Source organism: Mycolicibacterium neworleansense (assembly GCF_001245615.1).
GTDB lineage: Bacteria > Actinomycetota > Actinomycetes > Mycobacteriales > Mycobacteriaceae > Mycobacterium > Mycobacterium neworleansense.
The window spans coordinates 1,127,132-1,150,671 of sequence record NZ_CWKH01000001.1; the positions used below are offsets into that span (position 1 = coordinate 1,127,132).

Sequence of the window (23,540 nt, forward strand, 5' to 3'; positions counted from 1 at the left end):
GGCTGATGACCACAACCGATGAGCGCCATGAGGTCGGCCAACTGGCCGAAAGCGGCGGATGGCTGCACCGTGACCTCGACCGGGTGGACGTCTACCAGCGCGGTGCGAACCGGATCAGGGTGGTGTGGCAGGGACCGACCACGCTCAGCGGCGCGACGCTGTACCAGGACGACATCATGACCACCTACACCCGCGAGTTGGCGACGCTGAACACGTGGCTCAAGCGCTGAGTCGCTAGTCCGCGAACCGCGCGCACCGAAAATTCGGTCGCGTTTGCCGGTGCCGTTGTGGCACCGTCGGATTCCGTGATCGACACATCGGCTTCCCCGGCTACAACCCTCACCCTTCACAGCATCACCGATGCCGACTGGGCAGGCATGGCGCTGCTCGGCAACACCGCGTTCGGTGAGATCAACCACCCCGATTCGATGGCGGCGTGGCAGGAGATGGTGCCGCCCGGCGGGGGCGTGGTGATGCGCGCCGGTGGCAGCGACGGGGACATCGTCGGGCAGTCGATCTACCTCGACCTCAGCCTTACCGTGCCGGGTGGGGCCGTGCTGCCCGCCGCGGGTATCAGCTACGTGGCCGTGGCGCCCACTCACCGGCGTCGGGGGATCCTGCGTTCGATGTACACCGAGCTGCACCAGCGGATCGCCGATGCGCAGTACCCGATCGCCGCTCTGACCGCGAGTGAAGGCGGGATCTACGGCCGGTTCGGGTACGGCCCGGCCACCACGGTGCACCTGATGACGATCGACCGCAGGTTTGCCCAGTTCCAAACCTCCGTCCCCGACCCGGGCGGGGTACGACTGGTCAATCCCGCCGACCATCGTGACACCTTCGCCGAGATCTACGAGCGCTGGCGGCTGCGGACCCCGGGCGGCCTGGCCTGCCCGACAGCCCTGTGGGACGACGTCCTGGCCGACCGGGAGAACGCCCGCGACGGCGGTTCGGAGTTGTTCGCGTTCCTGCATCCCGACGGCTATGCGCTATACCGCGTGCACGGCGAGGAATCCAGGTCGCTGCGGGTACGCGAGGTCACCGCGGTGACCACCGACGCCTACATCGCGCTGTGGCGCGCACTGCTGGGGATGGACCTGATGGAGAAGGTGAGTACCTGGACGCATCCCGGCGACGTCCTGCCCTACCTGCTGACCAACCCGCGACTGGCCCGGGTGACCTCCAGCAGCGACGACCTGTGGGTGCGGATCATGAACATCCCGGCCGCGCTCGAGGCCCGCGAGTATCAGGCCGACCTCGACACCGTGCTGGACGTCACCGACGATTTCCGTGGTGACGGCGGACGATTTGCCCTGCAGATCCGCGGCGGGCGGGCGCGGTGTACCCCGACCGATGCGCCGGCCGACGTCGAACTCGACCTCGACGTCCTCGGCAGCCTGTATCTGGGCAGCCACCGCCCCGAAGCCTTCGTGGCGGCAAACCGGTTGCGCGGCAAGGATTCACAGGTGGTGCGGCGCCTCGGTGTGGCCTTCGCGAGCGACGTTCCGGCCGAACTGGGGTACAGCTTCTAGGCCGGCGTGAGGGGCCGCTGCGTAGTGTGCATCTGGTGAGCGCACGTGCAGGCATCGTCGTAACCGGAACCGAAGTACTCACCGGAAGGGTTCAGGACCGCAACGGTCCGTGGCTGGCCGACCAGCTTCTGGAGCTCGGGGTGGAACTGGCCCACATCACCATCTGCGGTGACCGTCCTCGCGACATCGACGCGCAGTTGCGGTTCCTGGCCGCCGAGGGGGTGGACCTCATCGTGACGAGCGGGGGGCTCGGGCCGACCGCCGACGATCTCACCGTGGCGACGGTCGCCGGGTTCTGCGGTCGTGAACTCGTCCTCGATGAGTCCATGGAGGAGCGGATCGCGGCCATCCTGCGCAAGTTGATCGGCGACCGTCCCGGCGTGGATTTCGACGCGGTGCGCGCGGCCAACCGCAAGCAGGCGATGGTGCCCGTCGGTGCGGAGGTCCTCGCACCGGTCGGCACCGCCCCCGGTGTGGTCGTGCCGGGCAGCCCGACGGTCGTGGTATTGCCCGGTCCGCCGCGGGAACTGCAGCCGATGTGGCACGCCGCGGTCGCGACCGAGGCTGTGCAACAGGCTATTTCGGGCCGGACGCAGTACCGGCAGGAAACGCTGCGGATGTTCGGCCTGGCCGAATCCGGGCTGGCCGAGACCTTGCGCGATGCCGAGGGCACGATCGCGGGTTTCGAGGCACTGGAGATCACCACCTGCCTGCGCCGTGGCGAACTCGAGATGGTCACCCGCTACGAGCCCGCCGCCGCCGGGGCCTACCAGGAGCTGGTGGCCCTGTTGCGTGATCGGCACGGTCCCGCGTTGTACTCCGAGGACGGCACAACCGTGGACGAGCAGGTGGCTGGGCTGCTGGCCGGGCACCGGATCGCCACCGCGGAATCCTGCACCGCCGGGCTGCTGGCGGCCCGGCTGGCCGACATCCCCGGCTGCTCGGCCTACTTCGCCGGCGGCGTGGTCAGTTATTCGAACGAGGCGAAAGCCGAACTGCTGAACGTGGATCCGGTCCTGATCACCGAGTACGGCGCGGTATCGGAGCCGGTGGTGGAATCGATGGTCACCGGTGCGTTGTACCACTTCGGTGCCGACACCGCGGTGGCGATCAGCGGTATCGCGGGCCCGGACGGCGGCAGCCCGGACAAGCCCGTCGGCACCGTGTGCTTCTCGGTCCGGTCCGGATCGACGGCCATCACCCGCACCCTCCGTCTTCCCGGCAACCGATCCGATATCCGGGAGCGGGCCACCACGGTGGCGATGCATCTGCTGCGCCGGGCACTCAACGGAATCAGCGAGTAGCCGCGCGACCTCAGGTTCGCGCCACGGCGGGTTCGGCGGGTGCCTGCTGTCGCGTGCGCCGTCGCCGGGTGGAGCCGGTCGCCACCCGCCGCACGATGGACGGGTGGAACAGCCGGCTTGGCGGATCGACCAGGTTCATCACCCGGAAGAACGCCTCGGTGACCACCGGGTCGTCCTCGGCGGCGGTGAGGACCCGCTCGGTGTACCAGTTGGTCAGCCGCACCGAGGCGGGGCGGGGGCCGGGTATCTGCGGTAGGGCCAGATCGGCGCCGCAAGCCATCTGCCATGCGGTGTTGACGCACCCGGCGGCGGCGCGCAGGAATCTGCGGCCCAGGTCCTCGCCGCCGCGGGCCAGGCAGTCGCGCAACGCGAGCGCCTCGAGCGCGGCGACCGACATTCCTTGCCCGTACACCGGATTGAAACTGCAGATCGCGTCGCCGAAGACCAGCAGACCCTCGGGGAAGCGGGGCATGCGTTCATACCGCCTGCGCACGCTGGCCGGGTAGCGGAAGGTGGCCACCGACCCTACTGGCTGGGCGTTGCGCAGGGCCGCGATGGTCTCGGTGGGGAACAGGTCCGCGACGAAGTCGATCATCCCGGCCAGATCGGCCGGCGGTTCCTGCCCGGTCATCCCGGCCGTGGTCAGCAGCCAGGTGTTGTCCTCGTAGGCGAACAAGGAACCGCCACAGGGTCTTTCCGGGACGGTGCCGACAAGGGTCAGCCGGTCGCGCGGTGCGTCGTCGCCGAAACGCAACAGTTGGCTGGAGTAGGCCACCTGGACGGCGATCCGGTCCTCGGGCGGACGACCGAATCCGGCGCTCTCCAGGAAGGCCGGTGTCCGTCCGGCCCGTCCCATCGCGTCGACGATCAGATCGGCGGCGATCGCCTGCCCGACCTCACCGCCTCGGGCGGCGACCAGGACGCTGGTCACCCGCCGGGCGTCGTCCATCAGCAACTCGACCGCGTCGTGACCGTCGAGGATGCGGATGTTGTCGATGGCGCGCACCCGGTCGCGGACATGAGCTTCCAGGAACGGTCTGCTCGCCAGATACGACGCGATGGGTCGGGCGGGTTCACGGTTGAGATTGAGCGTGTGCCCGCCCAGCGTCATGGAGATGAGGGACAGATTCGCCGCGTCGAGCACCGTGGCACCGTCGGCGGCCAGTTCCTCGGGCAGCCCGGGAAACAGTTGGGCCAGCGCCTGCAGCCCGCCGCTGAGCAGTCCGTGCGCGTGCCGGCCCTGTGGGACGCCGCGGCGCTGGACCGGTCCGTCGGGTAGCACGTCGCGCTCCACGAGCGTGACGGTGTCGAAGAATTCGGCCAGGACCCGGCCGGCCAGCAGGCCGCCCATGCTCGCGCCCAGTACCACTGCGTGTTTACCGATCGTTGCCATTGCCGACCTCCGGACCGCTGGCACATCGCCAGTTGTTCGAAGTATCGGAGCAGGCCGCAGCCGGGCCTAGAGTAGTGCGCTACTCGAACGTCACCGGGCCACCGGTATCGACCGCAGAGCCTGCTCGATGCAGGCGGGCCAGTCGCCCGCGTCCACGATCGTGACCGCCCGGGCCCCGAAGGCACTCGAGATGACGACATCGGGTTGCAGGCTCGCCAGCAGGTGCAGGCTGGTGGCCATGGCCGCGGCGTCGCCGATGCCGGGGATCACGAACGTCGACCATCGACCGTCGGCGGCGACGAACATGGTGTCCCCGGTGAACAGATAGCGACCCTCGGCCCCCTCGACCAGATACGAGGTGCTTCCCGGCGAATGACCAGGGGTCGGGATCACCTCGACGCCGCGGTCATCGACATGGCGGGTGGACAGCGGCACGTCGATGGAGTGGTGCCGCCCGATCGTCTCGCGCTCGGCGGCGGGTGCGTGCAACCGGGAGCCGAACCGTTCTGCGACGCGGGCCAGCATCGGGCCGGCCTCGTCCTGATGTGACAGATAGTGGTCGTCGACTCCGCCGAGTGCATCCAGCGCGGCGAAGTCGGCGTCACTGGCCGGGCAATAGAACAGCGCGTTGTGCCCGCCCGGCGTCCACAGATAGGCGTGGGTGGTCAAACCCGGAAACGGTGCGTCAGTACGCGTCTCCCACAGGTCGGCCCGGATCCGGTTCAGTGAGGTTGTCATGACCCCAGCCTCGACCCTGAACAATGGTTGAGGTCAATGGCCGGCTGAGATCAGTCGCTCTTCCCTTTGTCCCAGGTCGAGAGCATGGTGCCCATGATCTCCTCGGCACAGCCCAGCCCACCGAGGTGGCTTTCGTAGGGCAGCTCGGTCATCACCGCATCGGGCAGCCGCGAGACCACATGCTGACCGTGCGCGAACGGCACGATGTGGTCATGGTCGCCGTGCCACCAGTGCACCGGAACCTTGACCTCGTCGAGGCGGAAGCCCCAGTCACGCTCGAACACGACGATGTCGTAGAACGGGGCGGCCAGCTGCTTGCGGCTGCCGTTGAGCAGATCGTCGAGGAACATGGCCTTGAACTCGGGCCGGCCCAGCATGCGCCGGTCGCCCTCGGGGGAGATGCGCGCATAGATCTCCAAGGCGGGGGAGGCGACCGGACGGATCAGCCGGATCAGTCCGGATGCGGCCAACCGGATCGGCGCCCCGGCCACCTCGAGAATCGGCGCGACGGCCGCACCCAGCTGCATCAGCGGACTGCTGATCGCGTCGGGCCCGATCATCGGCGCCACCCCGCCGAGCACCCCGGCCGCCATCACCCGGTCGGGCATGGCGGCCGCGGTGGCCAGCGTGTAGGGGCCGCCGCCGGACAACCCGATGACGGCCATCTTCTCGATACCCAGCGTGTCGGCGATGGTGCGCAGATCCTCACCGAAATCCAGCACCCGGTCGTACTGGTGCGGTGTGGAGGAACCGATGCCGGGACGGTCCACCCCGATCAACCGGATGTGGTTGTGCTCGGCGTACATCCGGGCCTCGGTCGGGATCTGCCTGCGGGCGCCCGGGGTGCCGTGCAGCCAGAACACCGCACGGCCCTGCGGGTCACCGAACTCGGCGAACCCGAGTTGCCGGCCGTCGCCGACGGCGACATTGCCCTCCAGTTTGGGGCGATCGATCGGGATGACCATCTGCGTGTGCCTCGCCTAGCCGGGTTCGCGGTCAGCCCGCGACGGAGGCGTCGTAGATCGACTGGATGGACTTGTCCAACGTCGCGTTGAACTCCTCGTCGCTCTGCTGGGCCGACAGACCCTCGGTGAGCGCGCGGCTGAAGCTGGCGATCACGCCGGTGTTCCCGGCCAGCAGCTTGTTGGCCTCGTCGCGCGAGTAGCCGCCCGACAGCGCCACGACCCGCATCACCTTGGGGTGCTCGACCAGCGACTGGTAGTGGTTGGCATGGGTCGGCAGGGTCAGCTTGAGCATGACCTTCTGGTCGGCCGGCAGCGCGTCGAGGTTCTTGGTGATCTCGTCGCGGAGCAGGTCCTCGGCCTCGGCCTTGTCGGAGATCGAGATGGTGACCTCGGGCTCGATGATCGGAACCAGGCCGTGCGAGAGCACCTGCTTGGCCACCTCGAACTGCTGAGCGACCACCGCGGCGATGCCGTCGGGATTGGCCGCGCCGATCACCGAACGCTCCTTGGTGCCGAAGATGCCGTTCTTCGCCGCGCGGGCCAGCAGGTCGTCCAGACCGGGCATCGGCTTCATCACCTGCACGCCGTCGGAGACCTCGGCCAGGCCCTTGTCGATCTTGAGCAGCGGCACCACGCCCTTGTCCTCCCAGAGGTAGGTCGCGGTGGGCTTGCCGTCGATGGAGCGGTCCATGGTCTGCTCGAACAGGATCGCGGCCAGCACCCGGTCGCCGTTGAACACCGGGGAGGTGATGATGCGCGAGCGCATCTGGTGGATCAGGTCGAACATCTCCTCTTCGGAGGAGTAGGCGCTCTCCTCGACACCGTAGAGGCGCAGTGCCTTGGGGGTGGAACCACCGCTCTGGTCGAGCGCGGCGATGAAGCCGTTGCCCGTGGTCATCTTGTCGGCCTGCTGCTGGTTCACCATGGCGTTGTCCACTCCTTTGAAGACGGCGTCCTGCTGTTGTTCTGCTGTTGTGGCGCACACCACAGGTGGCGCACAGTTCGACTCAGAGGATAGGCGGCTACGTCACGGCGGTAGCGCCCACCCATCGGGGTGGTGTGCGGGCGGCCCACGGGGCGGCCTGTTCGAGCTGACCGGCCAGGCTGAGCAGGACAGTCTCGTCGCGGGCCATCAACTGCACGCCGATGGGAAGACCGTCGGAGCTCTGGCCGAGGGGCAGGGAAATCGCCGCCCAGCCGGTCACGTTCGCCAAGGCGGTCCAGCCGGTGGTGGCGAACTCGACGTCGAAGAATGCCCGGGTGGTGCCGCGGGGCTGGTTCAGCAGTCCGTACGGCGGAGGGCCGGTCAGCAGGGTCGGCACCAGCAGCGCGTCGTGGCCGTTCATTCCCGCGGCGAAACGGCGGGTCTGGGCATGGATGGCCGAGATCGCGTCGGCGTACGCCAGACCCGTGGTGGTGAAGCCCTCGCGGATCATCACCCAGGAGCTCGGTTCGAACTCGTCCTCCCGCGGTGCCCGCCCCAGGTGTTCGCGGGCCAGCTCATGCAGCGCCGCGTTGCTCACGGTGTGCAGCACCGCGACGGCGTCGGCGACCGCATCGGGATCGATCGTGGGCGCTCCGGGAGCGACGTGATGCCCGAGGCTTTCCAGTAACCGGCCGGTTGCCTCCACCGCCGACACCACCTCAGGGTGGATCCGGTCGGTGGGAAACGGCGACGTGGTGGCGATCAGGATGCGCTGTGCCGCCGGAGTCTGGGTGGCGGCATCGAGAAACGGAAGGGTCGGCGGCGCCGCACTGTAGGGGTCCCCGGGAGCGCTGCCGGTGATGACATCGAGAAGCGCCGCGCAGTCGCGCACAGTGCGGGTGAGTGCGTGGTTGTTCACCAGGCCTTCGAGTCCGTGGCCGCCGTCGGGGGCGAAGGAGGACCGTGCGCGTCGTGGTTTGAGGCCGACGACGCCACAGCATGAGGCCGGCACCCGGATCGAGCCGGTTCCGTCCCCACCCGAGGCCGCGGGCACCACTCCGGCGGCCACGGCGGCCGCCGACCCCCCGCTGGACCCACCCGGGGTGACGTTCGAGGACCACGGGTTCACGGTGGGGCCGGACAACAGCGGCTCGGTGGTGCAGTGGTTGCCCCATTCCGGGGTGTTGGTCTTGCCGAACACGACCAGCCCGGCATCGAGGTAGCGGTCCACGGTCCAGGCGGATTCGGTTGCCACATGGCCGCGTAATGCGCGTGAGCCCATGGCTTCCGGGGCACCTGCCAGCGCGGCGCCGAGATCCTTGAGCAGGAACGGCACTCCGGCCAGCGGCCCGCGCTGCCCTGTGCGCAGCTCGCCGGACGCGTCGAGTGCTTCGGCCTGCGTGCGGGCTCGATCGAAGAGATCGGTGATCACGGCGTTGAGACCGCGGGTGGCCTCGACCCGGATGATCGCGGCGTCGAGCAGCTCGACGGCGGTCAGCTCACCGGCGGCGGCCAGGGCCGCCTGGCCGATCGCATCGGTGGCGGCAAGTTCGAATGCGGACGACGAATCCATCTACCCTCACTCCTCGCTGCTGTTGTCGGCCGGCGCGCTGATGCGGGTCAACTCGAGAGCGATGAGAACCTCGAGCGCGGTCAGCGTCAGCCCGATGAAGTACATCCACCTGAGTGTCGGATCCGGTTGCGCGGCAAAGTAAATGACCAGGAATATCGGCCCGACGATGCCGACGACGAACACCATGCCCTGGATGCGGACGTACCGCCAGAATGTGGACATGATCTCCCGCCGCGTGGCCGATGAGCGGCCAGCTTAGCGCGGTTAACGCGGTGCGAGGACGACCGGCGTGGACAGGATCTCCCGGTATTCGACCATCGGTTCGCGCTTGAGCACCGCGCTGCCCGAGGTGACGAGCAACTCCGTCGGGGAGACCGCGTAGTTCACCTGGTAGTTGCGGGCGACGAACCGGCGGCCCACTGTGGCGTCGGCCGATGCCGCCAGTGCGGCCTGATCGGAGAGCCGGACACCGTGATACTCCAGCCGGCCGGTGCGGTCCAGGCAGATCACGACTAGTGAGCCGGCGGTCCGGCCGATGGCCCTGGCCGTCTGGATGTCACGGCACCGCGCCTGGGAATCCACGAAGCCGGATCCGTCGGAGGCGAACGCCGCGACGGCCGGAGCGGCGGCACGCTCGGTGACGCTGGGTTGCGGCAACCGGTTCGGTTTCACGTCATAGGTCCTGGCGCCGACGGCGTACACCGAATCCCTGGACGAGAACTTGGAGGCAAGCGTGGTGAGGATGACGAATGCGGTGAGCATGGAGCTGACCACGGCCGCGGCCGCCACCCCGATGCCGACGGGCAGCCATCGTCGTTGCGGCGCCTTACGGTGCCGTCCACGGCGAGCCGGCTGATACGGCGGTTGCGGTGTGGAAACTAGGCAGGTGACCAAGCTTGCTCCCGGTGAACGGCGGTGTGATTGGCGTGGCAGGCGGCGACGGCGCTGACGCGAGCTCATATTGTGCACGACGGGACAGGGCGCTGTGGGCGACACCCGGGAATTCGCCGAAACCCGCTTTGAATCCCGGGCGGTCACATCGTTGCGATGAAATTAGCTCGGCAACAGTGAGATTCGCACTCATGTCGCGGCGGTGGGTCAGTATTGCGCAGGCAGAAGCGATTTGGGTCAGCTGCGGTGACCGCGGCCGGCAACCTCACTTCGGTATCGCGAGCGCCGAGAGCCATTCACGTCACGCCGATTCAAACCGGTAAGCGTCCGGGTGAATCTCGTTAGCGTCGAATCGCCGATATAACCAGCCGCTTTCGAGGGGAAGTGTGGCGATGTCCACCACCGAACTGTCTTCTGCCGAACTCACGATCAGTCCGTTGTCGGGATTCACCGGAGCCCTGATCGAGGGAGTCGATCTGTCTGCGCCGCTGTCAGCCGAACAGCTCGCGGCGATCCGCGCGGCACTACACCGGTGGAAGGTGGTGTTCTTCCGCGCACAGGATCTTGACCACGCCTCACAGATCGCGTTCGGCGCCCAGTTCGGTGAGGTGACGCCCGGCCATCCTTATGAGGGCGATTCCGCCCCAGCCGGATTCCCGCAGATTCACACGGTGTCGCCGGCCGCGTACGACCACCGGTACGGCACCAGGTACCGCAAGAGGCAAAGCCCGAACGGTCCCGGTTGGCATGCCGATGTCACCCCGCTGATCAATCCACCGTCGCATTCGATCCTGCGCGCCGAGCATGTGCCCGAGTACGGCGGCGACACGCAGTTCACCAATGTCGCTGCCGTATACGCGGGTCTGTCACCGGCGGTGCAGGCGTTGATCGGCGAACTGCGTGCCGAGCACCGCTTCGGTGCCACGACGTTGGCCGAACGCAGCGCCGAGAAAATCGGAGATCTGGTGCGCAGCAACCCTCTGGCGACCATTCATCCGGTGGTCCGGGTGCATCCGGAAACCGGGGAGAGGGTGCTGTATGTGAACCCGTCTTTCACCCGCGAGATCGTCAACCTGTCGCCACGGGAGAGCAGGCACCTGCTGGATCTGCTGTTCGAGGAGATCGCGCGGCCCGAGTACTCGGTGCGGTTCAAGTGGGAGCCGGGCAGTGTGGCGTTCTGGGACAACCGGGCCGCACTGCACCTGGCCCCGCGGGATTTCGAGCATGTCGAAGGCGATCGGGTACTGCACCGCATCACCCTGGTGGGCGACATTCCGGTGGGCCCCGATGGTGTTGCATCGGAGTCGATTTCGGGCGACTACTTCGGGGCCGCCTGAGATGGCCATCCTGTTGTCGCGGCCGCCCGGAGTCACCGGCACCGATACCGCGATCGGGCTCGTCGACCCCCGTGCGGCAGTGCGGCGGGTGCAGCGCAAACCGGTGGTGCCGCGCCCTGTGCAACGCCTGCTCGGCCCGGTCCTGCTGGTCGGGCTGTGGCAACTACTGTCCACTGTCGGCATCTTCGACGAGCGCACGGTGCCGCCACCGACCCGGGTGCTCAGCGCCGCGTGGACGCTGATCGCCGACGGAACCTTCCAGGAGCATCTGACCGCCAGCCTGTTGCGCGTCGGATACGGCCTCGTTTTCGGCATCGTGCTGGGACTCGGGCTGGCACTCATCTCGGGGCTGTCCCGCATCGGGGAGAACTTCGTCGACGCCAACATGGAGGTGCTGCGCGCGGTTCCGAACTTCGCACTGGTGCCGCTGCTGATCGTCTGGTTCGGCATCAGCGAGGTGCCGAAGATCTTGTTGATCACGCTGGCCGTGGCCGTCGCGATCTACATCAACACCTTCAGCGCGATCCGCAGTGTCGATGCCGCACTGGTGGAAGCGGCGCGATCCTTCGGCGCCGGCCGGGCCGAGATGATCTACCGCGTCATCATTCCCGGATCGCTGCCCGGGTTTCTGGTCGGCCTGCGCCTGGCACTGACGGCGTCCTGGTTGTCCCTGATCTTCGCCGAGACGATCAACGCCAAGAAGGGCCTCGGCCGGATGATGACCGACGCCCGCGAGTACTTCCAGATCGACATCGTCTTCGTGCTGATCGCGGTGTATGCGATCCTCGGGCTGATCTCGATCCTGGTGGTCCGGTTCCTCGAGGGGCGCCTGCTGACCTGGAGGCGGGCCTATGACGGGGACTGACACGCTGGCAAGCACCGTCGGCACGTCGTCGGTGGTGATCGCCCGCGACATCCGGAAGCGGTTCGGGGACAACGTCATCATCGACGGCCTCGATCTGGAGATCAGAGCCGGCGAGTTCGTCGCACTGTTGGGCCGCAGTGGTTCGGGCAAGAGCACGTTCCTGCGGGCGCTGGGTGCACTCGACAGTGACGTCGACGGTTATCTCCGCGTACCCGAACGGCGCGCGATCGTGTTCCAGGATTCGCGATTGCTGCCGTGGCAGCGTGTGCTCGCCAACGTCACGATCGGATTGCCCGCCACGGGCGTAGTGCAACAGCGCGCGCTCGCAGCGCTGGGCGAGGTGAACCTGGCGGACAAGGCCAAGGCGTGGCCGCGCACGTTGTCCGGCGGAGAGGCGCAACGCGTCGCCCTGGCCCGGGCCCTGGTCCGCGAACCGCAACTGCTGTTGCTCGACGAACCCTTCGGCGCCCTCGATGCACTCACCAGGATCAAGATGCACGGGCTGCTGATGGACCTGTATCGCCGGCACACTCCGGCGGTCTTGTTGGTGACCCACGACGTCGACGAGGCGATCCTGCTCGCCGACCGGGTGATCGTCCTGACCGACGGCGTCATCTCCCTCGATGTCGACGTCACCGTGCCGAAACCCAGGGCCCGGGACACCCACGAATTCGCCGCGCTGCGAAAGCGATTGCTGTCCGAACTCGGTGTATCCGAAGACAAGGAATAGACATATGCCATTTGGTGGTCGAGCGTTGCGGGGTTCCGCGGCACTGTTGCTCATCCCTCTGTTGCTGAGCGCATGTGGGCTGTCCGACGACGAGGCCGGCGGCGCCATCGACACCGTCGAGATCGCGGCCAAGACCGAGGTTCCGGCCGGGACGAAACTCGTCATCGCCGAGCAGAACGGTACGCAGTCGCTGCCCTGGAACCTGGCCAACGCCGGCCAGGGCACACCCTACGAGGTCGATTTCGCCGATTTCAGTGGCGGTGCGGCGGTCATCGAGGCGCTGCGCTCAGGTGCGGCCGACGTCGGATCGATCGGCGAGGCGCCGGTGCCCATCGCGGTGGACAGTGGCGTCACCGACCTGGTGACCATCGGGCTGCAGGCAAACCCGGGTACCAGCGGCGGCTACTACCTGGTGGCGCGCCCCGACAGCGGGGTGAAGACGATCGGGGATCTTCGTGGCAAGCGAGTGGCCTACCCGCCGGGGTCGGGCCGTCACATGGTGACCGCGGGGCTGCTCAAGCGTCATGGCCTGGATCTGAGGACGGATGTGCAGCCCGTGGAACTGGCTGGGGCAGAGGTGGTTCCGACGTTTGCCGCCGGTGCGGTCGATGCTGCCATCGTGCTGGGCAATCAGTACTACCAGTTGGGAGAGCCGCCGATCCTCGGCGACGGCAAGGGCATCAACACCGGTATTCAGACGCTGATCGTGCGCCGCGACGTGCTCGACGACCCGGCCAAGGCTGCGGCGATCGGCGACTACGTCGGGCGGGCCGTGGCGGCCAACAACTGGAAGGACACCCACGCCGACCAGTGGATCGACGAGTACTACGTCAAGGTGCAGGGCATCACGTTCGATCAGGGCAAGAAGCTGTACGACGAGGACGGGATCGCCTCGTACTACCCGATCGACGCGGATTCCACGGCGCTGTTCCAGACCGTCGCCGACGGCCTGCACGAGACCGGGACCATCAAGGGCCGTGTCGACGTCACACCGTATGTAGACGGCCGCTACAACGACATCGTCACCGCACAGAACGAACTCGACAGCGTCACACCGAAATCGCTGAAGTCGTGAGAAGTCCAGTCGCAGAACAGAGGGGAACACAGATGACTCAATTGGCGTCGGCGCTGAGCATCCGGCCGCAGTCCGGATGGATCGGTGCCGAGATCGGCGGAATCGACCTCACCGCACCACTGCTCGACGAGCAGGTGGCCGAGATCCGTGCCGCGCTGCTCAAGTGGAAGGTGGTGTTCTTCCGCGATCAGTTCATCGGTCACGACGATCACCTGCGGCTGGCCCGTGCGTTCGGCTCGCCGACCCCGGCGCACCCACTGTTCGATTCGATTCCGGACCCGGACTACCCGACGATCTATCCGATCTTCGCCGACCGGTTCAAATCCCGGTACGGCAGCAGCCGCGGATACGACAAGGCGAACTGGCATGCCGACGTGACCGCGGCGGTGAATCCTCCTGCCGCCTCGCTACTTCGGGCCGAGGTGATCCCTCCCTACGGTGGCGACACCCAGTGGGCGAATACCGTTGCGGCGTACGCCGGATTGTCGGCACCGCTGCAGCGACTCGCGGACGGGCTGCGGGCGGTGCACCGATTCTCACCGCCCGAGGGCACGACGGCGACCGCGGACTATGAGCGCCGGGTGAACCGGCGTCCACTGCTGACCGAGCATCCCGTGGTGCGGGTGCATCCGGAGACGGGGGAGCGGGCGGTCTACGTCAATCCGGGGTTCACCAGCCATATCGTCGACGTGTCACCGCACGAGAGTCGCCGCCTGCTTGGCCTGTTCTACGACGAGCTGGTGCGGCCCGAGTACACCGTGCGGTTCAAGTGGGAGCCGGGCAGCATCGCGTTCTGGGACAACCGCGCGACCGTCCATTTCGCCCCGTCGGATCTCACCGGATCCCACGACCGCCGGTTGTATCGCGTGACGCTGGTGGGTGATGTGCCGAAGGGGCCGGACGGGCGGCTTTCGGTGGCATTGGAAGGCGAGCCGTTCGAGGCGGCCTGAGGCGGCGATCCGTCAGGCCGGCACCACGACGGTCAACTCAGCGCCGTCACGCTCCACCTGCATACCGGCTCGACGGGCGACCGCTGCCACGGCGGCGGCATCGTCCGGTTCGCTTCGGGAGCTGACGAGCGCACGGGCCAGGTGGCCCTTGTGGGCCTTGTTGAAGTGGCTGACCACGGTGCGGTGACCGTCGGTGTGTTCGGCCAGGACCTGCACCCTGACGGCACCGGGGATACGGCCCAACCCGGCATACGAACCGGAGCGTAGGTCCACGATCAGTTCGCCGGCGGCGATGTCGGCCAACACCGGCTCCAACAACGGACGCCAGCGTCTGGCCAGGCCGGGCTGTCCGGGCAGCTTCGATGAGGCCGAGAGCCGGTAGGCCGGTACGGGATCGTCGGCCCGAAGCAGGCCGAACAACGCCGATCCGACGGCCAGTCTGGCGCGGGCCCGTGTCGCAGCCGCGCCGCGAAGGGATCCGACGTCGAGGGCGTCGTACAGCACGCCGGTGTAGCGCTCGATGGCGGGCATGGTGGGCGCCTGCCGCAGTGCGGCGTTGCGCTCGATCTCGACATCCTGGCCGGCGGAGATACCCAGGGCCTTCCGGCACGCCGGCGGGTCGGCAGCAAGGTCGACGAGTTCGTCGATCAGCGCCCGGCGAAGCGGGGTGAGTTGCGGCGAGCTCAGAATATCCAAACGCACCGGCGGGCCGTCCCCGCCGGTGCGTTTGGTCTCCGACGGTGGCAAGAGCACGATCACATCCAGACGTTATCCGAACGATCGTGGCCCGCTGACCACCGACAGGTGTGATGTCAGATGGCGACCGGAGCCGGTTCCTCGGGTGCCGGGGGCGCCGGAGGGGGCGGAACGTCGAGCATGATCGGTGCCGGGGCGTCCATCGGGGCGACGGGCGGGACGGCATCGGCCGGGGGCGGCGGTGCGAAGGGGTCCATCGGGGCCGGAGCGGCCATGGGGTCGGCCGGGGGCGGCGGTGCGAAGGGATCGATCGGGGCCGGAGCGGCCATCGGGTCGATCGGGGCCGGGGGCGGCGGGGGTGCGCCGAAGGGCAGGGGCGCGTCCACAGGCGCATCCTGCGGCGCTGCTACCTCCATGGGCAGGTACATGTGGTGGGTGAACTGGCGCTGGTAGGCGCCGCCGCCACCGACCCGCACGCCGTGGCCGCCCTCACCCGAGGACACCGGCGTGCCGTCCGGGAGGGTCACGGCGGTGTGGCCGCTGTTCCAGCCGATCACCAGGGCGCCGGGCTGACTGCCGTACTTGAACCCACGGGCCAGAAGTGCCCGCTCCTGGTTGCCCGTGTTGAAGCGGTCCCCGTAGACCGGTCGACCGGTGGCCATGTTGCTGACCCAGGAAGCCAGGCCGGAGCAGTCAGTACCGGCCGGGGAATCTCCACCGGAGATGTACGGCGTGCCCGAAACCTGCTGGACAAGCGCCATAAGCGTCGCGATAGCAAACATGCGGCGGGACGCTAGCAGAGCCGATTTTGGGCGGGCAAAATATGTGACTCCGTTCACAAGGGGTCCTCGATATGGACTGTTTCACCCCTTTCGGATCGACTGCGCTTGTCTGTGCGGGCAATTCGGTTGCCAGTGGCGCTCGTTTGCTCGCGCATCGACGGACGTATCTGGCAATCACCAATAGTGCTGTGGCACTGGACTTGTGCTGCGAAATGAGGCGCCGCATTTTCACTTGCGTGATGCAACGGAATGCTGAATTACATTGATGTCAAGGATATTTCGGGCAGCGGTCGTCGATGTATCGGCTGCGGTGGGGCCATGGGCCTCGGTGGTGGGCCGCCCGGGGGCGTCCCGGACGGTCCGGGTGGGCGAGGCGGTCATTCCGCAACTTCGGCGCCCGTTCGATGGTGGCTGGCGGGGCCTGATCCGCCGCGTCGATTCACGGCGCCGGGGCCCGGTGCCCGCGTAAGCCCGCCTTGACATGCAGCCCAATGGCTGCATGATTGGGATTTGGCAGCCGAACGGTTGCGCGTAAGGGGAGTGGAGCGGGTGGACGAAGTCTTCAAAGCGCTGTCGGACCCGAATCGGCGGCTACTGCTCGACAGCCTCAACGACCGCGACGGGCAGTCTCTGCGGGAACTCTGCAGCGGCCTGTCGATGGCCCGACAATCGGTCAGCAAGCATCTGGCAGTCCTGGAGGCGGCCAACCTCGTCACCACCGTCCGCCAGGGACGGGAGAAGCTGCACTACCTCAACGCCGAGCCCATCAATGCCATCGCGGAGCGCTGGATCGATCATTACGACTCCACCAGGGGTCAGACCCTCACCGACCTCAAGACGGTGTTGGAGAGCCCCACCGCGGAGTTCGTGTACACCACCTATATCCGCACCACTCCGGAACGGCTGTGGCAGGCGATCACCAATCCGGCGTTTTCCCACGGCTACCTGGGTCACGCGATCGAATCCGAGTGGCAGAAGGGGTCGACCTACGTCTGGGTCGAGGACGTCGTTCGCATCGAGGACCCCGAGCAGGTGATCGTCGAGTCCGATCCCTACCAGCGGCTGGCTTTCACGTTCCACACGTTCACGCCCGAACTGCGGCAGGTCGCCCCGCAGCTGAGCGAGGACACCATCGCCGGGGCCGCGGCCGAACGCCGGTCACGAGTGTCGTTCGACATCGAATCCGTCGGGGACCACGTGAAGCTCACTGTGATCCACGACGGATTCGACCCGGGCAGCGCCGTGCGGGACATGATCTCGCAGAGCTGGCCGCTCAAGCTGTCCAGCCTCAAGTCCGGGCTGGAACAGGCCGATTAGACCAGGGAGTCCTGCGGGTCGCGCTGGACCGGAGTGGGCCACGGTGCCGGCAGCGGACGCTGACGCACCCGCTGGGGCCACCAGAACCACTTGCCCATCAAGGCCGCGATGGACGGGGTCATGAAGGACCGGATGACCAGGGTGTCGAACAGCAGACCCAGGCCGATCGTGGTGCCCACCTGGCCGATCACCGCCAGCTCGCTGACCGCCATCGACATCATGGTGAAGGCGAACACCAGGCCCGCGGAGGTGACCACCGAGCCGGTGCCGCCCATGGCGCGGATGATGCCGGTGTTCAAGCCCGCATGTATCTCCTCTTTGAACCGGGAGACCAGTAGCAGGTTGTAGTCCGCACCCACGGCCAGCAGCACGATGACCGCCATCGCGATCACCATCCAGTGCAGTTCCAGGCCGATCAGGTGCTGCCAGATCAGCACCGACAGACCGAAGGACGCGCCGAGGGACAGCACCACGGTGCCCACGATCACCGCCGCGGCCACCACGCTGCGCGTGAGGATCAGCATGATGATGAAAATCAGGCACAGTGCCGCGATGCCGGCGATCAGCAGGTCGTAGTTGGCGCCTTCCTGCATGTCCTTGAAGGTGGAGGCGGTGCCGCCGAGATAGATCTTGGAGCCCTCCAGCGGGGTGCCCTTGATCGCCTCCTTGGCGGCATTCTGAATCGCCGCGATATGCGAGATTCCCTCAGGGCTCATCGGGTCGCCCTCGTGGCTGATGATGAACCGCACCGCGTGCCCGTCGGGGGACAGGAACATCTTCATGCCGCGCTTGAAGTCCGGATTCTCGAAGGTCTCCGGTGGCAGATAGAACGAGTCGTCGTTCTTGGAAGCGTCGAACGCCTGGCCCATGGCCGTCTGGTTCTCCATCATCGCTTCCATCTGATCCTGAAGGCCGCCCATCGTGGCCTGCATGGTCAGCATCATGTTCTTCATGTTCTTCATCGTCGCGATCATCGGCGGCATGATCGTGAGCATCTGCGGCATCAGCTGATCGAGACGATCCATGTCCGGCATCATCTTCTGGATGTCGTCGGTCATGGTGTCGATGCCGTCAAGGGTGTCGAAGATCGACCGGATCGACCAGCACAGCGGGATGTTGAAGCACTTCGGTTCCCAGTACAGGTAATTGCGGATCGGACGGAAGAAATCGTCGAAATCGGCGATGTGGTCCCGCATTTCGGCCACGTCGTCGACCATGGTGTGCATCTTGGACACCATGCTGTGAGTGGTGTCGGACATCTCCTTCACCAGCACCAGCATCTGCTGCATGGTGTCGACGGTCGTCTGCATCTCGTCGGCCATCTTCAACATGTCCTTCATGCGGTCTTGCATGTATTTCATGTTCATCATCTGGGTCGTGCCCTGCATGCTGATCTGGAACGGGATCGAGGTGTGCTCGATCGGCGTTCCCTGCGGGCGCGTGATGGCCTGGACCCGAGAAATACCGGGCACCTGGAAGATTCGCTTGGCGATGCGGTCGACGACGAGGAAGTCCGCTGAGTTGCGCAGATCGTGATCGCTCTCGATCAAGAGCAGCTCGGGGTTCATGCGGGCCTGGGAGAAGTGCCGGTCGGATGCGGCGTATCCGGTGTTGGCCGGCAGATCGGCGGGCAGGTACTTGCGGTCGTTGTAGTTGGTCCGGTACCCCGGCAGCGTCAGCAGACCGATGAGTGACAAGGCGATGGTGGCGATCAGGATCGGACCGGGCCAGCGCACCACGGCCGCACCAACCTTGCGCCACCCGCGGGTGCGCATGGCCCGCCGGGGTTCCAGCGTCTTGCCGAACTTGCTGGCCACCGTGATGATCGCCGAGCCGAGGGTCAGGGCGGCGACGACCACCGTGACCATGCCGATGGCCAGCGGGATACCCAGTGACTGGAAGTAGGGCAGGTTGGTGAAGTGCAGGCACAGCGTGGCGCCGGCGATGGTCAGACCCGAGCCCATCACCACGTGCGCCGTTCCGTGGAACATCGTGTAGTAGGCCTGTTCCCGGTCTTCGCCGACACTTCGGGCCTCTTGATATCGGCCGATCAGGAAGATCGCGTAGTCGGTGGCCGCCGCGATGGCCAGCGTCACCAACAGGTTCGTGGCGAAGGTCGAGAGCCCGATGACGTCGTAGTAGCCCAGGAATGCGATCAGGCCGCGGGCCGCGGACAGGGACAGCACCACCATGACCAGGGTGAGCACCACCGTGATGATGGAGCGGTAGACCAACAGCAGCATGATGATGATCACGGTGAAGGTGAGCGCCTCGATGATCTTCACGCTTCGGTCACCGGCGATGTGCTGGTCGGCGGCCAGTGCGGCGGGTCCGGTCACGTAGGCCTTGACCCCTGGAGGGGCCTGCACACTCTCGACGATCTCCTGGACCGCTTCGACGGATTCGTTGGCCAGCGCCTCGCCCTGGTTACCGGCGGTGTAGACCTGCACGTAGGCGGCATGCCCGTCGGCGCTCTGGGCGCCCGAGGCAGTGAGCGGATCGCCCCAGAAATCCTGGACATGCTCGACGTGCTTCTTGTCGGCCTCGAGCTTGTCGACGATCTCGTCGTAGTAATCGTGCGCCTTGATGTCGAGCGGCTCGTCGCCCTCGAGCACGACCATCACCGAGCTGTTGGACTTGAACTCCTGGAACACCTCGCCGACACGCTTCATCGCGATCATCGACGGAGCCTGGTCGGGGCTCATCGACACCGAGCGCATCTTGCCCACCTCTTCGAGCTGGGGCACAACGGTATTCAGGATGCCGATGAGGACGATCCAGCCGATGATGATCGGCACTGCCAAACGACGGATCCACTTGGCGATCCCGCCGTGCTGGGCATGCTTCGGCCCGGTGACCGGGAAAGCGTCGGTCTGGGCGTCGTGAGCGCTCATGCAGATTTCACCAAGCAGAAGGTCTGGGCGTTCACGCCGTTGGAGGTTCTCTCGTCCTTGAGTTCGTCATCGACGGTGATGCGGCAGCTGATCGTGCTGCCGTTGCCCTGGGCCACGATGTTGGGGAACACCGACGGGGCGGTGGATTCCAGCCGCAGCGTCCACGGCAGGGTCACCCCGTCGATGCGCTGGGGCTGGGCGTCCAGATCGAGGTAGTTCACGTCGGCGGTGGCGCCGGGCTCGCCGTAGATCTCGTAGACCACGACCTTGGGGTCGAACGGTTTGGTGTCATCGACTTTGGCGCTGGCGATACCGGTTCCGTCGCCGGCGCCGAAGAACGTGCGGACCCGCATCACCGTGAATCCGCCGACCAACACCACCGCGATGATGATCAACGGAATCCAGAACTTCTTGGCCAGGCCTGAAATCGAGAACTGCTTCCGGCGAGAGGTTTTCGTCGCGTTGGTCATCGTGAAAGGGCACCGGTCCGTCGGTAGTGGGCGATATGGGCGATGGGGAGGCGAGGCGGGGTCAACATACCGGCGGCGCGGCAGTCGATGGGGTAGTACCTGTGCACCATGGTCACCTCGATCCCGCCTCGCTGTCTAGCCGAATGGCTAACTAAAGTTAGCGAGATATTAGCCTATTTAAATGAGTGGCAAAACGGTGACACAGCTGTGATGCCGCGCCCGCGGGGCTGTCTGGTGATCGATGGCGGCCCAGCCGCGGCACCTGGAGCGCCGTCGCAGGTCAGGGCACTTTTACGGCACCGTCAGGGCGGCGTGTGCCGGGGCGCGGGGCACCGATTGTGATGGAGCTAACGAAATCGGGCTGGGCCCGGCTGCCGTGTCGGCGGCCAGACCCAGCCCTGGGCGAAATCTTGAACTAACGCCAGTTCCACACGGACATGTCGTTGGGCGGGTAGTTCATGCAGATGTCGGTGGTGTTGGCCGCGACGCCCTTGTTGTTGAAGAACAGCTTGGCCCAGTTCGGCCAGCGCCAGGACATGTTCTCGAAGAACGCGTTGGTGGCCATGTTCTCGGAGTACTGGCGGCGGCCCGCGTAGTCCATCGAGAAGAACCAGTGGATCCGGTCTTGCGCGCCCTGCTGATCGGCGACCGGCTTGTTGTTGTAGTCGATCATGTAGCGCTCGTAGTACACCGGCTCGACGTCGCGGGCGGCGGCCATGATCTGCTCGGCCGTGCACGGCGTCCGCAGGATCCGGTTGGGGATCGGATAGTCGTCGGTGGCGTCGGCGGAGGCGATGCCGGCCCCGGCCAGGCTGCCGGCCACTGCGCATGCAGCCACGCCGGTTCGGATCAGGTTCGTGACACTCTTGCGGTTCAACATCTCGCTCCAAAAGTCTCCAGATCGGCGTCCGGGAATCAGACTACGACTGCGTAGCGGCCTGTTCGTAGATAAAGCGCTGATCCGGGCAGTAGTAATTGATGGCGGTACCCAGGAACTGCCACGACTGTGCGTCGGTGCTGTCCTTGGCCAATTGCTTCTTCACGAAACCGACCGAGTCCTGGGCATTGTGGTCGACGCCGTTGTGCAATCGCTTGCACATGATCTTGCCGATCCAGGCGTTGTAGTCCTTCTGCCCATAGATCCCGAAGGTGTGGAGCTCGTTCGCGAAATCGGTGTCCGGATCGGCATATGCGGGAGCGGCGAAAGCGATAGCCGCCGCGGCGCCGATTACTGCCAGCCCTGCAAGCTTCATGCGGTGAATCTTAGCCCATCTAAGCCTGTTCCGGGTGTGGCGTTTGCTCATTCGATTGCAGAAAGCAGCGGGACATACTGCTCTGCGCTCGTCAGTGAACCGTGGTGACCGATCAATGCCGACTCCATGGGCTCGACCGATCGCCGCAGCAATGCGGCCGAGTCGCGTGCCGCCGCCACGACATCTCCGATGCGAGATCGCACATCGTCACGGACCCGGGGACCGAACCAGCCGGCCGCGATCGCCTCGTCCTGCGACATCACCCACGCGGAATCGCCGAGCGTGGCACGCCATGCCGCAAGAACGTCATCGGCGGCTCCCTCGGCGGTGTAGACGTGACGGGCACGCGCTTCGCCACCGACGGCGACCACCCCGTCGCGCAGGGGTTCGCATTCGTCGATGTCGATCGCCGCGGCCCGGTCCACCGCCACCATGCCGTGGTCGGCCACCACGGTGAGCAGGCACTCGGACGGCAGGGCCGCCCACACCGACTCCACCAGGCGGTCGACCTGGCGCAACTGCATGCGCCACGCCGCCGACCCGGGGCCGTGCAGGTGGCCGACCAGATCGAGGTCGGCGTGGTAGCCGTAGCAGAAGCCGTTGCCGGCGACGGCCGCAATGACCTCGGCGGCGAGGTCGCCGAGAGCGTGCACCCCGACGTAGCGCGCGCCGCGCAGGATGGCCCGGGTGAGGCCCGAATGGGCGTGCTCGGCGCCCGAGACCACCGAGACCTCGAACCCCGCCGCCCCGGCGCGCTCGAACGTGGTGGGCGACGGCTGGACCACCTCGGGGATCACCCGGTCGCGCAGGTCGGGGCCCCACGGATGGGGACGCCACCGCAGCGCGTTGATGACGTCGAATTCCGGACCGGCTTCGGGGACTCGAAAGGAGTAGCCGACGAATCCGTGCTCACCCGAACGGCAGCCCGTGCCGATCGCCGCCAAACCGGCAGCCGTGGTGGACGGAAAACCGACGTGCAGCGTCCGGTTGGCCGACTGGTCGGCCAGGGCCGTCAGAACGGGCGCGTCGGCGGCGTGGGTGGCGAGCAGTTCGGCGCCGAGTCCGTCGATCAGCAGAACGCACGCGCCGCGGACCGGGCCGGGCCAGGAGATCCGGGCGTCGAATCCGGGGGCACCCATCGCGGCGAGTACCGATGGGACGACATCGGCGAGGTGCGGTGCATCGGGATCGGGACGCGGGGGCTCCACATCGCGAGCGTGCCACAGATCACGTCGGCGGGTTTCGGCAACGCAGAGCTCGCCGCAAGTGTGCTCGACCACTCTGCCGTACCCGGTACGCTGGGTTTTCATGAAGCCGATGAAAGCCGTGATCTTCGCCGCCGCTCTGGCGGTGTCCGCAGGTGGGGCGTTCAGTGGCATCGCCAGCGCCGATCCGGAGACGCCGGCACCCATCCCGGCCCCGGGCCCTCCGCCGGGGCCCGTTGCGGCGGCCCCCGCCGCGCCCGCTGCCGCGGCAGCGACGATCGACCACGACGGACTCTTTATGGTCGGCACCGACATCCAACCGGGCAATTACGCCTCGGCCGGACCGGTCGAAGGCGGCACCTGCTACTGGAAGCGGATGGCCGATCTGCACGGCGGCGACATCATCGACAATGCGTTCACCAAGAAGCCTCAGGTCATCACGATCGAGGCCACCGACAAGGCATTCAAGACCAGCGGGTGCCAGCCGTGGCAGTTGACCGACGCCGTACCCGATACGCCGGCCAGCGGTCCCATCCCGGCCCTGGTCGGCCAGGCCAAGCTGCGGGCATGGATGGACTCGCTGAACAACAACGCCCGCAATTACGACGGTTCCTCGGTGCCGATGCCCTGATGCGCCGGGCTGAG

25 protein-coding genes are annotated in these 23,540 nt (G+C 66.8%); 11 read left to right on the top strand and 14 right to left on the bottom strand.

The annotated features are described in order from the left end of the window. Positions 1–5: 5 nt before the first annotated feature. The 3 genes from BN2156_RS05315 (at position 6) to BN2156_RS05325 (ending at position 2,836) form a co-directional block, all read left to right on the top strand. Positions 6–230 carry a hypothetical protein gene (locus BN2156_RS05315; RefSeq protein ID WP_090511017.1) on the top strand — a complete coding sequence of 75 codons (225 nt, stop codon included), beginning with the start codon at positions 6–8 and terminating at the stop codon, positions 228–230. A gap of 75 nt (positions 231–305) precedes the next feature. Further along, positions 306–1,532, top strand: coding sequence for an enhanced intracellular survival protein Eis (locus tag BN2156_RS05320; protein WP_264035062.1), 1,227 nt, complete (start codon positions 306–308; stop codon positions 1,530–1,532). A gap of 35 nt (positions 1,533–1,567) precedes the next feature. Continuing rightward, positions 1,568–2,836 carry a competence/damage-inducible protein A gene (locus tag BN2156_RS05325; RefSeq protein WP_210436573.1) on the top strand — a complete coding sequence of 423 codons (1,269 nt, stop codon included), beginning with the start codon at positions 1,568–1,570 and terminating at the stop codon, positions 2,834–2,836. Positions 2,837–2,846: 10 nt separating this feature from the next. Here BN2156_RS05325 and BN2156_RS05330 read toward each other — a convergent pair whose 3' ends face one another. The 7 genes from BN2156_RS05330 to BN2156_RS05360 all read right to left on the bottom strand — a co-directional run bounded on the left by BN2156_RS05330 (position 2,847) and on the right by BN2156_RS05360 (position 9,324). Beyond that, positions 2,847–4,229 carry an FAD-dependent oxidoreductase gene (locus BN2156_RS05330; RefSeq protein WP_090511026.1) on the bottom strand — a complete coding sequence of 461 codons (1,383 nt, stop codon included), beginning with the start codon at positions 4,227–4,229 and terminating at the stop codon, positions 2,847–2,849. Positions 4,230–4,319: 90 nt separating this feature from the next. Next, positions 4,320–4,967 carry an MBL fold metallo-hydrolase gene (locus BN2156_RS05335; protein ID WP_090511030.1) on the bottom strand — a complete coding sequence of 216 codons (648 nt, stop codon included), beginning with the start codon at positions 4,965–4,967 and terminating at the stop codon, positions 4,320–4,322. A gap of 50 nt (positions 4,968–5,017) precedes the next feature. After that, positions 5,018–5,932: an alpha/beta fold hydrolase gene (locus tag BN2156_RS05340; RefSeq protein ID WP_090511033.1), complete on the bottom strand. Its 915-nt coding sequence runs from the start codon at positions 5,930–5,932 to the stop codon at positions 5,018–5,020. A gap of 31 nt (positions 5,933–5,963) precedes the next feature. Continuing rightward, positions 5,964–6,857, bottom strand: a complete 894-nt coding sequence (locus BN2156_RS05345; RefSeq protein ID WP_090515512.1) for a fructose bisphosphate aldolase — start codon at positions 6,855–6,857, stop codon at positions 5,964–5,966. A gap of 97 nt (positions 6,858–6,954) precedes the next feature. Continuing rightward, on the bottom strand, positions 6,955–8,430 hold the full coding sequence (locus tag BN2156_RS05350) for an amidase (protein ID WP_090511036.1): 1,476 nt from the start codon (positions 8,428–8,430) through the stop codon (positions 6,955–6,957). A gap of 6 nt (positions 8,431–8,436) precedes the next feature. Continuing rightward, the gene (locus BN2156_RS05355; RefSeq protein WP_090511039.1) at positions 8,437–8,652 is read right to left on the bottom strand and encodes a hypothetical protein; all 216 of its coding nucleotides are present in this window, start codon (positions 8,650–8,652) and stop codon (positions 8,437–8,439) included. Between the two features lie 42 nt (positions 8,653–8,694). Next, positions 8,695–9,324, bottom strand: a complete 630-nt coding sequence (locus tag BN2156_RS05360) for a hypothetical protein (RefSeq protein ID WP_235625211.1) — start codon at positions 9,322–9,324, stop codon at positions 8,695–8,697. Positions 9,325–9,713: 389 nt separating this feature from the next. On the opposite strand from BN2156_RS05360, the gene BN2156_RS05365 reads away from it, so the two are divergent. The 5 genes from BN2156_RS05365 to BN2156_RS05385 are packed head-to-tail and all read left to right on the top strand — an operon-like array spanning position 9,714 to position 14,278. Beyond that, on the top strand, positions 9,714–10,658 hold the full coding sequence (locus BN2156_RS05365) for a TauD/TfdA dioxygenase family protein (RefSeq protein ID WP_090511044.1): 945 nt from the start codon (positions 9,714–9,716) through the stop codon (positions 10,656–10,658). A gap of 1 nt (position 10,659) precedes the next feature. Continuing rightward, positions 10,660–11,523: an ABC transporter permease gene (locus BN2156_RS05370; RefSeq protein WP_090511047.1), complete on the top strand. Its 864-nt coding sequence runs from the start codon at positions 10,660–10,662 to the stop codon at positions 11,521–11,523. After that, positions 11,510–12,253 carry an ABC transporter ATP-binding protein gene (locus BN2156_RS05375; protein WP_090511050.1) on the top strand — a complete coding sequence of 248 codons (744 nt, stop codon included), beginning with the start codon at positions 11,510–11,512 and terminating at the stop codon, positions 12,251–12,253. Before BN2156_RS05370 ends, BN2156_RS05375 begins: the two co-directional genes overlap by 14 nt. Positions 12,254–12,257: 4 nt before the next feature. Then, positions 12,258–13,328, top strand: coding sequence for a PhnD/SsuA/transferrin family substrate-binding protein (locus tag BN2156_RS05380; RefSeq protein ID WP_090511053.1), 1,071 nt, complete (start codon positions 12,258–12,260; stop codon positions 13,326–13,328). 32 nt (positions 13,329–13,360) lie between these two features. Beyond that, on the top strand, positions 13,361–14,278 hold the full coding sequence (locus BN2156_RS05385) for a TauD/TfdA dioxygenase family protein (RefSeq protein WP_090511056.1): 918 nt from the start codon (positions 13,361–13,363) through the stop codon (positions 14,276–14,278). 12 nt (positions 14,279–14,290) lie between these two features. Here BN2156_RS05385 and yaaA read toward each other — a convergent pair whose 3' ends face one another. Both yaaA and BN2156_RS05395 read right to left on the bottom strand, forming a co-directional pair. Continuing rightward, positions 14,291–15,037, bottom strand: coding sequence for a peroxide stress protein YaaA (gene yaaA, locus BN2156_RS05390; protein WP_090511057.1), 747 nt, complete (start codon positions 15,035–15,037; stop codon positions 14,291–14,293). A 53-nt stretch (positions 15,038–15,090) separates the two neighbouring features. Next, positions 15,091–15,735, bottom strand: coding sequence for a peptidoglycan endopeptidase (locus BN2156_RS05395; RefSeq protein ID WP_407661631.1), 645 nt, complete (start codon positions 15,733–15,735; stop codon positions 15,091–15,093). A gap of 286 nt (positions 15,736–16,021) precedes the next feature. On the opposite strand from BN2156_RS05395, the gene BN2156_RS30515 reads away from it, so the two are divergent. Together BN2156_RS30515 and BN2156_RS05400 are read left to right on the top strand one after the other, a co-directional pair. Next, positions 16,022–16,225 carry a hypothetical protein gene (locus BN2156_RS30515; protein WP_131725127.1) on the top strand — a complete coding sequence of 68 codons (204 nt, stop codon included), beginning with the start codon at positions 16,022–16,024 and terminating at the stop codon, positions 16,223–16,225. Positions 16,226–16,305: 80 nt separating this feature from the next. After that, a complete protein-coding gene (locus tag BN2156_RS05400; protein ID WP_090515514.1) occupies positions 16,306–17,073 on the top strand; it encodes an ArsR/SmtB family transcription factor in 768 nt (255 codons plus the stop codon). Here the strand turns inward: BN2156_RS05400 and BN2156_RS05405 are convergent. The 5 genes from BN2156_RS05405 to BN2156_RS05425 all read right to left on the bottom strand — a co-directional run bounded on the left by BN2156_RS05405 (position 17,070) and on the right by BN2156_RS05425 (position 22,898). Further along, a complete protein-coding gene (locus tag BN2156_RS05405; RefSeq protein ID WP_090511062.1) occupies positions 17,070–19,967 on the bottom strand; it encodes an MMPL/RND family transporter in 2,898 nt (965 codons plus the stop codon). The two genes, BN2156_RS05400 and BN2156_RS05405, sit on opposite strands and share 4 nt — an antisense overlap. Further along, positions 19,964–20,437 (bottom strand): MmpS family transport accessory protein, encoded by a 474-nt coding sequence (locus BN2156_RS05410; RefSeq protein ID WP_090511067.1) that lies wholly within the window; start codon positions 20,435–20,437, stop codon positions 19,964–19,966. Before BN2156_RS05410 ends, BN2156_RS05405 begins: the two co-directional genes overlap by 4 nt. 415 nt (positions 20,438–20,852) lie before the next feature. After that, positions 20,853–21,317 (bottom strand): DUF5078 domain-containing protein, encoded by a 465-nt coding sequence (locus tag BN2156_RS05415; protein ID WP_090511069.1) that lies wholly within the window; start codon positions 21,315–21,317, stop codon positions 20,853–20,855. 40 nt (positions 21,318–21,357) lie between these two features. Beyond that, entirely contained in the window at positions 21,358–21,690 is a 333-nt protein-coding gene (locus BN2156_RS05420) for a DUF732 domain-containing protein (protein ID WP_090511071.1), read from the bottom strand. A gap of 47 nt (positions 21,691–21,737) precedes the next feature. Further along, positions 21,738–22,898: an alkaline phosphatase family protein gene (locus BN2156_RS05425; protein ID WP_090515516.1), complete on the bottom strand. Its 1,161-nt coding sequence runs from the start codon at positions 22,896–22,898 to the stop codon at positions 21,738–21,740. A 100-nt stretch (positions 22,899–22,998) separates the two neighbouring features. Here BN2156_RS05425 and BN2156_RS05430 point away from each other — a divergent pair, with 100 nt between their 5' ends. Further along, positions 22,999–23,526 (top strand): Rv1352/Rv1906c domain-containing protein, encoded by a 528-nt coding sequence (locus BN2156_RS05430; RefSeq protein ID WP_090511074.1) that lies wholly within the window; start codon positions 22,999–23,001, stop codon positions 23,524–23,526. Positions 23,527–23,540: the final 14 nt, after the last annotated feature.

Coding starts and splice junctions, on each gene's coding strand:
- BN2156_RS05350 (WP_090511036.1), bottom strand. CDS start 8,430: ATGGATTCGTCGTCCGCATTCGAACTTGCCGCCACCGATGCGATCGGC.
- BN2156_RS05375 (WP_090511050.1), top strand. CDS start 11,510: ATGACGGGGACTGACACGCTGGCAAGCACCGTCGGCACGTCGTCGGTG.
- BN2156_RS05385 (WP_090511056.1), top strand. CDS start 13,361: ATGACTCAATTGGCGTCGGCGCTGAGCATCCGGCCGCAGTCCGGATGG.
- BN2156_RS05395 (WP_407661631.1), bottom strand. CDS start 15,735: ATGGCGCTTGTCCAGCAGGTTTCGGGCACGCCGTACATCTCCGGTGGA.
- BN2156_RS05430 (WP_090511074.1), top strand. CDS start 22,999: ATGAAGCCGATGAAAGCCGTGATCTTCGCCGCCGCTCTGGCGGTGTCC.
- BN2156_RS05415 (WP_090511069.1), bottom strand. CDS start 21,317: ATGTTGAACCGCAAGAGTGTCACGAACCTGATCCGAACCGGCGTGGCT.
- BN2156_RS05370 (WP_090511047.1), top strand. CDS start 10,660: ATGGCCATCCTGTTGTCGCGGCCGCCCGGAGTCACCGGCACCGATACC.
- BN2156_RS05380 (WP_090511053.1), top strand. CDS start 12,258: ATGCCATTTGGTGGTCGAGCGTTGCGGGGTTCCGCGGCACTGTTGCTC.
- BN2156_RS05355 (WP_090511039.1), bottom strand. CDS start 8,652: ATGTCCACATTCTGGCGGTACGTCCGCATCCAGGGCATGGTGTTCGTC.
- BN2156_RS05405 (WP_090511062.1), bottom strand. CDS start 19,967: ATGAGCGCTCACGACGCCCAGACCGACGCTTTCCCGGTCACCGGGCCG.
- BN2156_RS05335 (WP_090511030.1), bottom strand. CDS start 4,967: ATGACAACCTCACTGAACCGGATCCGGGCCGACCTGTGGGAGACGCGT.
- BN2156_RS30515 (WP_131725127.1), top strand. CDS start 16,022: ATGTCAAGGATATTTCGGGCAGCGGTCGTCGATGTATCGGCTGCGGTG.
- BN2156_RS05340 (WP_090511033.1), bottom strand. CDS start 5,932: ATGGTCATCCCGATCGATCGCCCCAAACTGGAGGGCAATGTCGCCGTC.
- BN2156_RS05315 (WP_090511017.1), top strand. CDS start 6: ATGACCACAACCGATGAGCGCCATGAGGTCGGCCAACTGGCCGAAAGC.
- BN2156_RS05330 (WP_090511026.1), bottom strand. CDS start 4,229: ATGGCAACGATCGGTAAACACGCAGTGGTACTGGGCGCGAGCATGGGC.
- BN2156_RS05365 (WP_090511044.1), top strand. CDS start 9,714: ATGTCCACCACCGAACTGTCTTCTGCCGAACTCACGATCAGTCCGTTG.
- BN2156_RS05420 (WP_090511071.1), bottom strand. CDS start 21,690: ATGAAGCTTGCAGGGCTGGCAGTAATCGGCGCCGCGGCGGCTATCGCT.
- BN2156_RS05345 (WP_090515512.1), bottom strand. CDS start 6,857: ATGGTGAACCAGCAGCAGGCCGACAAGATGACCACGGGCAACGGCTTC.
- BN2156_RS05410 (WP_090511067.1), bottom strand. CDS start 20,437: ATGACCAACGCGACGAAAACCTCTCGCCGGAAGCAGTTCTCGATTTCA.